This is a genomic window from Glaciihabitans arcticus (assembly GCF_004310685.1).
In the GTDB taxonomy this organism is placed as follows: Bacteria; Actinomycetota; Actinomycetes; order Actinomycetales; family Microbacteriaceae; genus Conyzicola; species Conyzicola arctica.
The window spans coordinates 154,806-168,371 of sequence record NZ_SISG01000002.1 but is presented as its reverse complement, the minus strand read 5'-3'; the positions used below and the strand labels follow the sequence as shown (position 1 = coordinate 168,371).

Genomic DNA, 13,566 nt, shown 5'->3' with positions numbered 1-13,566 from the left:
CTAGCTGCTGCACCGACCGCTCACAGGCTGCTCATAGACTTCTCGCGATACTGGGGAGAATGAGCAACCACAGTTCGGCCGCGGCGCAGTCCCGATTGACCCGCATCGACGGCAGTCCGATCCGGGCCGTCGTGGTGGATGACGAGGACTCGCTCACCGACCTGCTCTCGATGGCGCTGCGCTATGAGGGCTGGGATGTGCGGATAGCGAGCGACGGCGCCGCCGCGCTCTCCACGATTCGCGAGTTCAAGCCCGACGTGGTTGTGCTCGACATCATGCTGCCCGACATCGACGGCGTGCAGGTGCTCACCCGCCTCCGGGCCGACAACCTGCAGACGCCCATCCTCTTCCTCACCGCCAAGGACTCGCTCGACGATCGCATCGCCGGGCTCACGGTCGGCGGTGACGACTACGTCACCAAGCCGTTCAGCCTCGAGGAGCTCGTCGCCCGCCTGCGCGGCCTCATCCGCCGCTCGCACCTCGCGGTCAGCGACGCGGACGACTCCTTCGTGCAGGTCGGCGACCTCACCCTCGACGAGGATAGCTACGAGGTGGCTCGCGGGGGAGTGCCCATCGAGCTCACCGCAACCGAGTTCGAGCTGCTGCGCTACCTCATGCGCAACCCGCGCCGTGTGCTCAGCAAGCACCAGATACTCGACCGGGTCTGGAGCTACGACTTCGGCGGCAAATCGAGCGTCGTGGAGATCTACATCTCCTACCTGCGCAAGAAGGTCGACACCCTCGGCGAACCGATGATCCACACGGTTCGCGGCGTTGGCTACGTGCTCAAGCCGGTGCGCTGATGACGCTGCGCACGAGGCTACTGCTCGGCATCCTCGGGCTGCTCGCCGCGGTCAGCATCATCGTCGGCACGGTCAGCGTCGCCACCCTGGACTCATCCCTGCGCGCGCGCCTCGACAGCCAGCTGATCTCGGCGACGAGCCGCACCCAGGGAGTCATCGACGGCCCCGGTGGTGGGCCCGGCGGTGGACGCCCGGAGCCGACCGACTTCCTCAAGATCGCCGGCCTGCCGCCGAGCACGATCGGCGGCTACCTGCGCGGCGGTGTGCTCAACGTGCGGGTGCTCGGCGACGATCTCGAGACCACGCAGCTCACGACCGCGCAGCAGCAGGTGCTGCTGGGTCTCTCCACCGACAGCGAGCCCCAGACCCTCGACCTCGGCGGCGACCTGGGCGAGTACCGCTTCCGCATCGCCGAGGGCGACGGTCGTGGCGGACAGCTCGTGATCGGCCTGCCGCTGAACGATGTGCGCGCCACGGTGCTGCAGCTCATCCTCGTGATCCTGCTCGTGACGGTTCTCGGGCTGCTGGCCGCGTTCTTCGCCGGGCGCGCGATCGTGCGGGTCGCCCTGCGTCCCCTCGAGCGGGTGGCCGCCACCGCGACCGCCGTCTCGGAGCTTCCGCTCGAGCGTGGGGAGGTTGCGCTCGCCCCACGCGTGCCCGACGAAGACGCCGACCCGTCGACCGAGGTCGGGCAGGTGGGCGCGGCGTTCAACCGCATGCTCGGGCACGTGGCATCCGCCCTCACCGCCCGCGAGGCGAGCGAGCGCAAGGTGCGCACCTTCGTGGCGGACGCGAGCCACGAACTGCGCACGCCGCTCGCCTCGATCCGCGGGTACGCCGAGCTCACCCGCCGCGGCGGTCACGACCTGCCGGCCGATGTCGCGCACGCGCTGGCCCGGGTGGAGTCCGAGTCGATCCGCATGACCGGGCTGGTGGATGACCTCCTCCTCCTCGCCCGCCTCGACGACGGTCGTAGCCTCGAGTCGCACCCGGTCGACCTGACGGCCCTGCTCGCCGACGCCGTGAGCGACGCGCACGCGGCCGGGCAGGAGCACGAGTGGATCCTCGAGCTGCCCGACCAACCGATCACCGTCGAGGGCGACGCGGTGCGCCTGCACCAGGTCGTCGCCAACCTGCTCACCAACGCCCGCGTGCACACGCCGGCCGGCACGCGTGTGGTCGCCTCGCTCGAGTCGAGCGGCGGTCGGGCGATCATTCGGGTGCGGGATGACGGCCCCGGCATCGACGAGAAGGTACGCGAAACGGTCTTCGAGCGGTTCTCCCGCGGCGACGGTTCCCGGTCGCGCGCGGCGGGCAGCACGGGCCTCGGGCTCGCGATCGCGGCCGCGATCGTCGAGGCGCACGGTGGCACCGTGTCCGTCGACAGCGAGCCGGGAGGCACGACATTCGTCGTCGAGTTGCCGATCGGGCCATCCATCACATAGTCTGTACGGAGCCAAAGACCGCAGGTCGTTGCCGTGCTCGAAAGAGTGCAGCAGCCGAAGGTTCATCCAACAGGATGACGACCAGCGCAGGTGTTCGAGAATATCCCGAGAGGGAACGCTCTGGCACTGTGCCGGAGCCTTTTTACTTTAAGAGCTCCTGAGGTCGAGGTCATCGATATCTATTAAGGAGTGCCATGGCGAACAAGGAAGCTTCGGTTGCCGAGCTTACGGATCTGTTCCGTAACTCGACCGCCGTTCTGCTGACCGAGTACCGCGGTCTCTCGGTTGCTCAGCTCAAGACGCTGAGAACAAGCATCCGCGAGCACGCGACGTACGCCGTGGTGAAGAACACGCTTACCAAGATCGCGGCCAACGAAGCCGGCATCAGCTCGTTTGATGACGAACTCGTCGGCCCGTCAGCGATCGCATTTGTACACGGCGACGCCGTCACCGTTGCAAAGGCTCTGCGCGACTTCGCCAAGGCAAACCCTCTGCTCGTAATCAAGGGCGGTTACTTCGACGGTAACCCTCTCACGGCTGCAGAGGTCACCAAGCTCGCCGATCTCGAGTCCCGCGAAGTTCTGCTCGGCAAGCTTGCCGGCGCCTTCAAGGCCTCGCTCTTCGGCGCCGCCTATCTGTTCACCGCACCGCTGTCGAAGACGGTTCGCACCGTCGAAGCGCTGCGTGAGAAGCAGGAGTCCGCGAACTAGGCACAGCCTGACCCGCGGTAAGTAAGTCTAGAAATCCACAAGGAGAAAAATCATGGCAAAGCTGTCAAGCGAAGAACTCATCGAGGCCTTCAAGGAGCTCACGCTCATTGAGCTCAGCGAGTTCGTCAAGAAGTTCGAAGAGGTCTTCGAGGTCACCGCTGCTGCTCCCGTAGCAGTTGCTGCTGCCGGTGGCGCTGCTGCCGCTGCTGAAGAGGTTGAGGAGAAGGACTCCTTCGACGTCATCCTCGAGGCTGCCGGCGAGAAGAAGATCCAGGTCATCAAGGAGGTCCGTGCACTCACGAGCCTCGGCCTCGGCGAGGCCAAGGCCGTCGTCGATGGCGCACCGGGCCCGGTCCTCGAAGGTGTCAACAAGGAGACCGCCGAGAAGGCAAAGGCTCAGCTCGAAGAAGCTGGCGCCACCGTCACCCTCAAGTAGTCTGCGACCCCTCGGGGTCAGCTTGCACGAAAGCCGTCGTTCCTTCGGGAGCGGCGGCTTTCGTCGTTCCGTGCCGGTCTCAGGCCGCGGGGGCGGTTGTGCTCGAACGCACCACGAGCGACACGGGTGCCCGCACGGCCTCGGAGGGGGCCGGCTCGGCGAGTTCGGCGAGTACGGTCGCGACCGCGGCAGCGCCCTGCTTGCCCGGCTCCTGCCGAACGGTCGTGAGTCCGAAGAGCTCGGCGAGCTCGTGGTCGTCGATTCCGACGACCGAGAGCTGTGCCGGCACGGGGATCCCCAGCTGCCTCGCGGCGAGGATGACGCCGATCGCGATTTCGTCGCATCCCGCAACAACGGCGGTCGGCCGCGTGCGCGGATCGGCCAGCACGGCCATGGCCGTCGCGAAGCCGCCGGGAATGCTGAACGGCGTACCGCGAAAATCGTCCTGGTCGGCGATGCCCGCAGCCTGCAGGCAGTCGCGAAAGCCGGTGAGTCGTGAGTCGGGCACCCGGAAGTCGAGCTGCTCCTCCTGCTCGCCCCCGAAGTGCATCACGCGGGTGTGCCCGAGACCGATCACGTGCTCGGTGGCCATGCGGGCGGCTCGGCCGTCGTCGATGCTGATGGTCGACATTCCTTCGACGTCGCCGCCGATGCCGACGATCGGCTTCTTCAGCGAGTGCAGCAGGTCGACCTCGCTCGGCGTGAGCGCGATACCCACCGCGATGACGGCGTCCACACGCTTGCGCACGAGAAAGTAGTCGAAGACCTTGCGCCGGAGGTCGGCGTGCGGACTGAGGCGATACAGCGTGAGGTCGTAGCCGGCCGCGATGAGCGCTGACTCGATGCCCTCCAGCACCTCGGCGAAGAACCACCGGTTGATGAACGGGATGACGACCCCGACATTCCGGGTCTGCCCGGTGACAAGGCTCGCGGCGTTGGTCGAGACGACATAGCCCATCTCCGCTGCGGCGCCCTCGACCCGCAACCTGGTGGCGTCGGAGACGTAGCCACGACCGCTGAGTGCCCGGGATGCCGTCGACTTGGAGACTCCCGCACGGCGGGCGACCTCGTCGATGCCGCTCACGTCGTCACCTCCATTGGCAATCCGGCTGTGCTCGCTCCCGTGGATGTGGAACCGTTCCCACATTGGGCGGCTCCGGAGGCTCTCGCCTTTCACGGCGCCCCGAGGGGCTCGTTGCACGATTGTGACTCTAGCCCTCCCTGTGAGTATGTCAAGCGCTTGCATACCCCCGTACGGGTGCCTTAGGTTGTGGTGTGGAACCGGTTGCCGAAAGTTGGCTTCGCGGCCACACCCCAGCAGTAAACCCGTCCACGGTCGTGCGGAGAACGCGCGAACCGGGCCTTACCTCAACGAGGAGGAGACACTATGAGTTCAGTCCTGCGCCACCGCTTACTCATGCCGATCGCCGCAGCAGGCATCATCGGCCTCGCACTGTCCGGCTGCGTTTCAGACGAGCCGGTCGATCGGGGGGACGTCGATTGTGCGCCCTACGACACCTACGGAACCTTCGAGGGTGACGAGGTCTCGATCTCGGGCACCATCGTCGAGGCCGAAGCCGACCGCCTCGTCGAGTCGTGGGCGGACTTCGCATCGTGCACCGGCATCGCCATCGACTACCAGGGCACCCAGGAGTTCGAGGCGAACATCCGCCAGCTCGCCGAGGGTGGCAACCCGCCCGACCTCGGCATCTTCCCGCAGCCCGGCCTGTTCGCCGACCTCGCGTCGAGCGACTTCTTCGTGCCCGCCCCCGAGGCGGTCGAAGCCAACGTCGACAAGTTCTGGTCTCCCGACTGGAAGGCTTACGGCACCAACGGCGACACCTTCTATGGTGCACCGCTGATGGCGAGCATCAAGGGCTACGTCTGGTACTCCCCGAGCGAGTTCGAGGAGAAGGGCTACGAGGTCCCGACCACGCTCGACGAGCTCAACGACCTCGCCGACACGATCGCCGACGAGGGTGACCACAAGCCGTGGTGCGCGAGCTACGCCTCCGACGCTGCCACCGGCTGGCCCGTGACCGACTGGATCGAGGACTACGTGCTGCGCGAGCAGGGTCCCGAGGTCTACGACCAGTGGTACAAGCACGAGATCCCCTTCAACGATCCCCGCATCGTCGAGGCGTTCGACTCGGTCGGCGACATCCTGAAGAACGAGGACATGGTCGGCGACGTCACCGCCGGTCTCTCCATCCCGTTCGGTGAGGGCGGCCTGCCGATCCTCGACGGCACCTGCTCGCTGCACCACCAGGCATCCTTCTACGAGGGCTTCTGGGGCGACGGCGTGGAGGTGGCACCCGACGGTGACATCTTCGCCTTCATCCTCCCGGCCGAATCCGCCGACGCTCCCCTCGCCGTCACCGGTGGTGGAGAGATCGTCGGAGCCTTCTCCGACGCTCCCGCAGTCGCCGCCTTCCAGGCGTACCTCTCGAGCGACACCTGGGCGAACAACCGCGTGAAGCTCGGTGGCGTCATCAGCGCCAACAACGGTCTTGACGCCTCGCTCGCCTCGAGTGACCTGCTCACGCAGAGCATCGAGATCCTGCAGGACCCTGACACCACCTACCGTTTTGACGCTTCGGACCTCATGCCGGGCGCCGTGGGTGGCAACTCCTTCTTCAAGGGGATCGTCAGCTGGATCGGTGGTGAGAGCAGCCAGAAGGTTGCCGACACCATCGAAGCGAGCTGGCCCGCCGAGTAGTTCGGAACCAGCCTGAGGGCGGGGTCGCGATGCGGCCCCGTCCTCAGTCCTCCTCCCTCTTCACCGTCGAAGAAAGGTGCGCTCCGTGAGGACTGCAGATCTCATAGAAAAACTCGTCCAGGTGGGTCTGGGCCTCGCGGTCTTCGCGGCGGTCGTCGGGCTCGTCCTGTTCATCGTCGACAAAGCCCCGAAGAAGATCCGGGATGTCGTACAGCTCGTCGCCTACCTCTCGCCCGCTCTCATCCTGCTCGCGATCGGCCTGATCTACCCGGCCATCCGCACGAGCATCCTCGCCTTCACCGACAAGGCCGGCTCTTTCATCGGCCTCACCCACTTCGAGTGGATCTTCACGCAGCCCGATGCCGTGCGCGTGGTACTCAACACGATCGTCTGGGTTGTGTGTGTGCCGCTCGTCTCCACCATCGTCGGCCTCGCCTACGCGGTGTTCATCGACAAGTCCCGCGGTGAGCGGTTCTTCAAGGCCCTCGTCTTTATGCCGATGGCCATCTCCTTCGTGGGCGCCGGAATCATCTGGCGCTTCATCTACGACTACCGTGCCGGTGACCGCGAGCAGATCGGACTGCTCAACCAGATCGTCATCTGGCTGGGCGGCGAACCGGTCAAGTGGCTGCAGACGGAACCGATCAACACGTTCCTGCTCATCGTCGTGATGGTCTGGATCCAGACCGGTTTCGCGATGGTCATTCTCTCGGCATCCATCAAGGGCATCCCGACCGAGCAGATTGAGGCGGCCCAGCTCGACGGCACCAACTCCTGGCAGCAGTTCACCAACGTGACTCTTCCGGGCATCCGGAGCTCACTCGTGGTGGTGGTCACGACCATCTCGATAGCGACCCTGAAGGTCTTCGACATCGTTCGAACGATGACCGCCGGAAACTTCGACACCAGCGTCATCGCCAATGAGATGTACACCCAGGCCTTCCGGGCCAACGAACCGGGCCGAGGGGCAGCGCTCGCGCTTGTGCTGTTCATCCTCGTGCTGCCCATCGTCATTTACAACGTGCGAGTACTTCGTAAGCAGAGGGAGATCCGATGACATCGACACCCGTGGTCGCGCCGGTCAAGGCCGACCCCGCGATCCTCGACCGCGATCCGAAGACCAGTCGCGTCAAGCGTCGCCTCACCTCACGGGGTGCGACGGCCGCGGCACTCATCATCGCCGTGCTCTGGACGATCCCGACCTTCGGGCTCTTCCTGTCGTCGTTCCGTCCGGAGGAGGAGATCAAGGCCAACGGCTGGTGGACGATCTTCCAGAACCCGGGCTTCACGCTCGACAACTACCGAGAGGTGCTGTTCTCGGCCTCCGCGTCGGCACCCCAGCTCGGCTCGTACTTCGTGAATTCGCTCGCCATCGCGATCCCGGCGACGCTGTTCCCGCTCGTACTCGCCGCGATGGCTGCCTACGCCTTCGCGTGGATCAAGTTCAAGGGCTCGAGTGCGCTCTTCGTCTTCATCTTCGCGCTGCAGATCGTGCCGCTGCAGATGGCGCTCATTCCGCTGCTGCAGGTCTTCTCGGGTGTGTTGCAGCCCTTCCAGGAGTCGATCGGCGATGCGCTCAACATCCCGACCAGCAACTACCTGCAGGTCTGGATCGCGCACACGATCTTCGCGCTGCCGTTGGCGATCTTCCTGCTGCACAACTTCATCTCCGAGATTCCCGGTGAGGTCATCGAGGCGGCGAGGGTGGATGGCGCAAGCCACAGCCAGGTCTTCTTCCGCATCGTGATCCCGCTCGCCATCCCGGCACTCGCGTCCTTCGCGATCTTCCAGTTCCTGTGGGTGTGGAACGACCTCCTGGTCGCCCTCATCTTCTCGGGAGGCACCTCGGATGCCGCGCCACTCACCCAGAGACTCGCGGAGCTCACCGGAAGCCGCGGGCAGGAATGGCAGCGTCTCACGGCCGCGGCGTTCGTGTCGCTCGTTATACCGCTGGTGGTGTTCTTCAGCCTCCAGCGTTACTTCGTTCGCGGCCTGCTCGCAGGTTCGACGAAGGGATAGTTCGAGCCCGCGTAGTGTGAAGCGATGAGCGGAATGCGCGGGGGCGGTGGCGGCGGAGGTCGCATGATGGGTGGCGGCGATGCCGAGGCTCAGAAGGCACTCAACGCCACCGCCCCTCGCATCCCCGACCTGCTGAAGCGCATCAGTTCGCTGTTCGCGCCGTACAAGCGAGAGCTCACGATCACCATCGTGCTCGTGCTGGTGAGCGCAGGGCTCAGCGTGCTGCCCCCGCTGCTCACAAAGCTCGCGTTCGACGACGGCCTGTTCCCGGCCGGCGGTCCGAACGTGCCGATGCTGCTCGAACTGGTGGGCGCGATGGTGCTGCTCTGGGTGGCCTCGGCCGCCCTCGGCGTCTGGCAGACCTGGCTGACCGCGACGGTCGGCAACTCGGTGATGGGTGCGCTGCGCATCCGGCTGTTCGGCCACCTGCAGGCGATGGAGCTCGGCTTCTTCACCCGCACCAAGACCGGTGTCATCCAGTCGCGCCTGCAGAACGACGTCGGCGGTGTCGCGGGCGTGCTGAGCAACACGATCTCGAGCGTCATCGGCAACACCGTCACGGTCATCGCCGCGTTCGTGAGCATGCTCGTGTTGAGCTGGCAGCTGACGATTGTGGCGGTCATCCTGCTGCCGGTGCTGGTGGTAGCCCAACGCCGCGTCGGGCAGGTGCGCGCGCGCATCGCCACGAAGACCCAGGAGTCGCTCTCCGACATGTCGGCGATCACGCAGGAGGCGCTGAGCGTCTCCGGCATCCTGCTCGCCAAGAGCTTCAACCAGCAGCAGGCCGAGACCGCGCGCTACGAGGCGGAGAACAAGAACCAGATCAGCCTTCAGGTGCAGCAGCAGATGAGCGGGCAGTGGTTCTTCGCGATCGTCAACATCTTCCTGTCGATCATCCCGGCCGTCATCTACCTCGCCGCCGCCTGGCTGATCCTTCGGGATGTCCCGGTCACCGCCGGCACGATCGTCGCCTTCACGACGGTGCAGGCGCGCCTCATGTTCCCGCTTCTCGGGCTCATGCGGGTGGCGCTCGACCTGCAGACGTCGCAGGCGCTGTTCGCCCGAATCTTCGAGTACCTCGATCTCAAGCCCGCCATCACCGACCCGCAGACGCCGGTGCCGATCGACCCCACCCGCCTCGGCGAGGTCGCCTTCGATGAGGTGGTGTTCCGCTATCCGGACGCTGGCGATGACACCCCCGCGACCCTCAAGGGCATCACGCTCGACATTCAGCCCGGCCAGTTCGTCGCCTTCGTCGGGCCGTCAGGCGCGGGCAAGACGACCGTGTCGTACCTCATCCCGAGGCTGCACGATGTGTCGAGCGGCAGGGTCCTGTTCGCCGGCACCGACGTGCGCGACCTCGGCCAGGACGAGCTCGTGCGCAACATCGGCATCGTGAGCCAGGAGACCTACCTGTTCCACGCGTCGATCGGCGACAACCTGCGGTACGCGAAGCCGGGCGCGACCGACGAAGAGCTGGTCGCTGCGGCCCGAGCCGCCAACATCCACGACACGATCGCGTCGTTCCCGGCCGGCTATGACACGATCGTGGGGGAGCGCGGCTACCGGCTGAGTGGCGGCGAGAAGCAGCGCATCGCCATCGCTCGTGTGCTGCTCAAGGACCCGGCCGTGCTCATCCTCGACGAGGCGACGAGTTCGCTCGACACCATCTCCGAGCGGGTCGTGCAGGCTGCGCTGGATGCGGCGTCCCACGGCCGGACCACTGTGGCCATCGCCCACCGGCTCTCGACGGTCGTGGCTGCCGACCGCATCTACGTCGTCGACTCCGGGCGGCTCGTGGAACAGGGAACACACGAGCAACTGCTTGCCAAGGGCGGTATCTACTCGCGATTGTTCGCGGAGCAGACCACGGCGTAAGGTGAGAGCACCCCGAAACATCCTTACCTTTTCGTAGCAAGGAGAACTCGTGGCGCTGCGCCGACCGGGTCTGAGCATCCAGTCCAAACTCCTCGTGATGCTGCTCGCTGTGAGCATCCTCTCCACGCTCGTCATCGGGGCGATCGGTCTCGCGTCCGGTCGGGACTCGCTCGAGAAGGCGGCCTTCGACCAGCTGGTGAGCGTTCGCGAATCCCGTCACCGTGAGATCGAGCGCACGTTCGACGAGATCCGCTCCGCTGTGCTGCTGGATTCGCGCAACTCGAGCACGGTCGACGCATCCCGTCGCTTCAATGCGGCTTTCGCGGAGCTGCAGGGCGAGACCCTGCCCCCGGACGCAGATTCGGTGGTTGCCGCCTACTATGACGACACCTTCATCCCGCAGCTCGAGGAGCGCACGCAGAAGACATCGGATGCCGCCGCTTTCGTGCCCGACTCGAACGCGCAGCGCTATCTGCAGTACTACTACACGGCCCCGTTCACCGACTTCGACGAGGCGATCAAGCTCGACGACGCGGAGGACGGCAGTGCCTGGTCGGAGGCGCACGCCAAGTACCACGGCTACTTCCGCGAGATGACGCTGCAGCTGGGCTATGAGGATGCGCTCATGCTGGACACCAAGGGCAACGTCGTCTACTCGGCGTACTCGGGGGTGGACCTCGGCACCAACGTGCTGAGCGGACCGTACGCGGGCGGGGCGCTGACCACCGCCTTCCAGAACTCGCTGCGCGCCAACGTCGTCGATGCCGTCGAGCTCACCGATTTCGATCGATACCAGCCCTCCCTCGGCACGCCGACCGCGTGGGCGGTCTCGCCGATCGGCGACGCGGGTGAGATCACGGGTGCACTCGCCGTGCAGCTGCCGATCGCCACCATCAACGACGTGATGACCGGTTCGGAGGGCTGGAAGGCGGAGGGACTCGGAAATACCGGCGAGGTATACCTCGCCGGTCCCGACAAGACCATGCGCTCCGCCTCGCGACTGCTCATCGAGCATCCCGACCGGTTCATCGACCAGGTCGTCTCCGCCGGGGTCTCCCCGCAGATCGCCGAGCGTGCCGTCGCCGTGAACGGCACGATCCTGCTGCTTCCGGTCGATACCACGGCGGTCAACGAGGCGCTGCGCGGCCAGACCGGAACCGCCATCGCAACCGGCTACGACGGGCAGGAGGCGCTCGTCGCGTACGAGCCGCTCGACATCGAGGGCGTGCAGTGGGCGATCGTCGCCAAGATCGACTCGGCCGAGGCGTTCCAGCCGGTGAGCGACTTCACCCGCAACGTGCTGCTCTCCATTGCCGGCATCGTGCTCGCCGTCTGCCTGCTCTCGCTGCTGCTCGCGCAGGTGTTCACACGACCCGTGCGCGGACTCGTCGGTGCCGTGCGCCGGGTGGCCGCAGGCGAGACCGGCATCGAGGTGGATGCGTCATCCCGCGATGAGTTCGGCGACCTCGGTGCCGCCTTCAACGATATGAGCCGCAACCTGCAGCTCAAGGCCGACCTCATCGAGGCGCAGCGCATGGAGAACGAGAAACTGCTGCACACGCTGATGCCGGAGAACGTGGCCCGCCGCTACCGCGAGGGTGAGGAGACCATCGCCGAGGACCACCAGGATGTCTCGGTGGTCTTCGCCGACCTGGTCGGAACGGACGCCTACTTCGCGAGCCACGACTCGGCCGAGGCGCTCGCAGCCGTCAACGGACTGGTGCTCGGCTTCGACGCGGCCGCCGCAAAGCTCGGCATCGAGCGGGTGCGCACCCTGCGCGACGGGTACCTTGCGAGCTGCGGCCTGCTGGTGCCCCGCGTCGACAACGTGCGTCGTGCGCTCGACTTCGCTATCGAGATGCGTCAGGTGGTGCAGAGGTTCAACTCCGCGAACGGAACGTCGCTCGACGTCAGGATCGGCGTGGACGCCGGAACGGTGACGAGCGGCCTCGTCGGGCGCGAGAACGTGGCGTACGACATGTGGGGTGATGCGGTGAACATCGCGAATGCCGTGCGCGGGGCATCCGCCAGCCCGGGAATCTACGTGAGCGACCGGGTGCAGTCGCGGCTGCGGGATGCCTACGGCTTCGAGCAGACCGACTCAGACGTCGACGGCACCGCGGTCTGGCGCTGGGTAGCGGAGGAGTCCCGTGCCTGAGTTCTGGACGCAGCCCTGGTTCGGCTGGGCGATCGCGATCGTGCTCGGCCTGCCGGTGCTGCTGCTCGTGCTCACCGAGCTGCACGCCTCACTCGTGCGCCGAGGCAATGCCGCAGCGAAGCCTGTGCTGCTGCTGCGCAACTTCGTGATCCCCGTCGGGGCGATACTCGCGCTCTCGACCCTCGCGAGCGAGGTCTCGGTCGAGGTGACGTGGGTCAAGGTCGTCGCGACGGTCTTCGGCTTCCTCGTCATCCTGCTGCTGCTCTCGGGCGTCAACGTCGTGCTGTTCAGCAACGCGCAGCCCGGCTCCTGGCGCGACCGGCTGCCGTCGATCTTCGTCGACCTCGGCCGACTCGTGCTCATCATCGTCGGCCTCGCGATCCTGTTCTCCTGGGTGTGGAGTGCCGACGTGGGCGGGTTGTTCGCCGCCCTCGGCGTGACCTCGATCGTCATCGGTCTCGCCCTGCAGAACGCCGTCGGGTCCGTGATCTCCGGCCTCCTGCTGCTCTTCGAACAGCCTTTCCGCCTCGGCGACTGGCTCGACACGGGCAGCGTGCGCGGCCGTGTCGTCGAGGTCAACTGGCGGGCCGTGCACATCGACACCGGCAACGGAATCCAGATCGTGCCGAACGCCTCGCTCGCCGACTCCTCGTTCACCAACCTCTCGCGCGCGCAGGGCGCCTACTCCTCGGTCACCGTGGTGAAATTCGCGACGGATGACCCGCCCCACGATGTCGTCTCTCTCCTGGTCGACGTGGCCGGGGGGCTGCCGCAGCTCAGCGCGGGAATGCGTCCGACCGCCTCGGTCGACGGAAACGCCACGTACTCCGTGACCCTGCCCCTCACCTCGCCGTCCGTCGAGGGTGACGCGGTCACGCTGCTGCTCGGCTGGCTCTGGTACGCCGCGCGCCGCCGTGGCCTGCACCTCGACGGCGACCTGACCGACGACTTCCCGACGCCCGAGCGCACGCGCGCCTCGCTCGAGCGCATCGCCCCGACTCTGCATCTGAATGCGGACGACGTCGAGGCGCTCGCCTCGACCGCCCTGCTCGAGCGCTACGCGGGCGGTGAGACCGTGCAGAAGTCGGGCGAAGTACCCGCCGGACTGCGTTTCGTCGTCGCCGGCACGATCGGCCTGATCGCCGAGGGGGCGGACGGCGCCCGGGTTCCGCTCGGATCGGTCGACCCCGGCGGCTATCTCGGACAGAACGGCCTCACGCGGGAGCGCGCCGCCGAGTCCGCCGTCGCGCAGCAGCCGACCACCGTGCTGTTCATTGAGCAGGGCACGATCGACAGCCTGGTGCGTGCTCGCCCGGCGCTCGCTCGCGAGATCGGACAGTCGATCGACGCCCGCCGCGCCCAGCTGCGGGAGCGGCTTGAGGCGGCCGGGCTCTAGCC

General features: G+C 66.5%; 11 protein-coding genes. 10 read left to right on the top strand and 1 reads right to left on the bottom strand.

The genetic code is table 11. The features are described from left to right. Positions 1 to 59: 59 nt before the first annotated feature. The 4 genes from EYE40_RS14940 to rplL all read left to right on the top strand — a co-directional run bounded on the left by EYE40_RS14940 (position 60) and on the right by rplL (position 3,394). Positions 60 to 803, top strand: a complete 744-nt coding sequence (locus tag EYE40_RS14940) for a response regulator transcription factor (RefSeq protein ID WP_130983064.1) — start codon at positions 60 to 62, stop codon at positions 801 to 803. Further along, entirely contained in the window at positions 803 to 2,248 is a 1,446-nt protein-coding gene (locus tag EYE40_RS14935; protein ID WP_130983063.1) for a sensor histidine kinase, read from the top strand. The genes EYE40_RS14940 and EYE40_RS14935 overlap by 1 nt, the downstream gene beginning before the upstream one ends. A 194-nt stretch (positions 2,249 to 2,442) precedes the next feature. Continuing rightward, entirely contained in the window at positions 2,443 to 2,958 is a 516-nt protein-coding gene (gene rplJ / locus EYE40_RS14930) for a 50S ribosomal protein L10 (protein ID WP_130983062.1), read from the top strand. 52 nt (positions 2,959 to 3,010) lie between these two features. After that, complete coding sequence (gene rplL, locus EYE40_RS14925) at positions 3,011 to 3,394, top strand: 50S ribosomal protein L7/L12 (protein ID WP_130983061.1); 384 nt, start codon at positions 3,011 to 3,013, stop codon at positions 3,392 to 3,394. 79 nt (positions 3,395 to 3,473) lie between these two features. Here the strand turns inward: rplL and EYE40_RS14920 are convergent, their stop codons facing one another. Beyond that, a complete protein-coding gene (locus tag EYE40_RS14920; protein ID WP_130983060.1) occupies positions 3,474 to 4,478 on the bottom strand; it encodes a LacI family DNA-binding transcriptional regulator in 1,005 nt (334 codons plus the stop codon). A gap of 303 nt (positions 4,479 to 4,781) precedes the next feature. On the opposite strand from EYE40_RS14920, the gene EYE40_RS14915 reads away from it, so the two are divergent. The 6 genes from EYE40_RS14915 to EYE40_RS14890 all read left to right on the top strand — a co-directional run bounded on the left by EYE40_RS14915 (position 4,782) and on the right by EYE40_RS14890 (position 13,564). Beyond that, a complete protein-coding gene (locus EYE40_RS14915) occupies positions 4,782 to 6,113 on the top strand; it encodes an ABC transporter substrate-binding protein (protein ID WP_130983059.1) in 1,332 nt (443 codons plus the stop codon). Between the two features lie 85 nt (positions 6,114 to 6,198). After that, positions 6,199 to 7,170: a carbohydrate ABC transporter permease gene (locus EYE40_RS14910; protein WP_130983058.1), complete on the top strand. Its 972-nt coding sequence runs from the start codon at positions 6,199 to 6,201 to the stop codon at positions 7,168 to 7,170. Next, the gene (locus tag EYE40_RS14905) at positions 7,167 to 8,132 is read left to right on the top strand and encodes a carbohydrate ABC transporter permease (protein ID WP_130983057.1); all 966 of its coding nucleotides are present in this window, start codon (positions 7,167 to 7,169) and stop codon (positions 8,130 to 8,132) included. Before EYE40_RS14910 ends, EYE40_RS14905 begins: the two co-directional genes overlap by 4 nt. Before the next feature lie 24 nt (positions 8,133 to 8,156). Further along, the gene (locus tag EYE40_RS14900) at positions 8,157 to 10,010 is read left to right on the top strand and encodes an ABC transporter ATP-binding protein (protein ID WP_420810071.1); all 1,854 of its coding nucleotides are present in this window, start codon (positions 8,157 to 8,159) and stop codon (positions 10,008 to 10,010) included. Positions 10,011 to 10,059: 49 nt separating this feature from the next. Further along, positions 10,060 to 12,168 (top strand): adenylate/guanylate cyclase domain-containing protein, encoded by a 2,109-nt coding sequence (locus tag EYE40_RS14895; protein WP_193554542.1) that lies wholly within the window; start codon positions 10,060 to 10,062, stop codon positions 12,166 to 12,168. Next, positions 12,161 to 13,564 carry a mechanosensitive ion channel domain-containing protein gene (locus EYE40_RS14890; protein ID WP_130983056.1) on the top strand — a complete coding sequence of 468 codons (1,404 nt, stop codon included), beginning with the start codon at positions 12,161 to 12,163 and terminating at the stop codon, positions 13,562 to 13,564. Before EYE40_RS14895 ends, EYE40_RS14890 begins: the two co-directional genes overlap by 8 nt. Positions 13,565 to 13,566 lie beyond the last annotated feature (2 nt).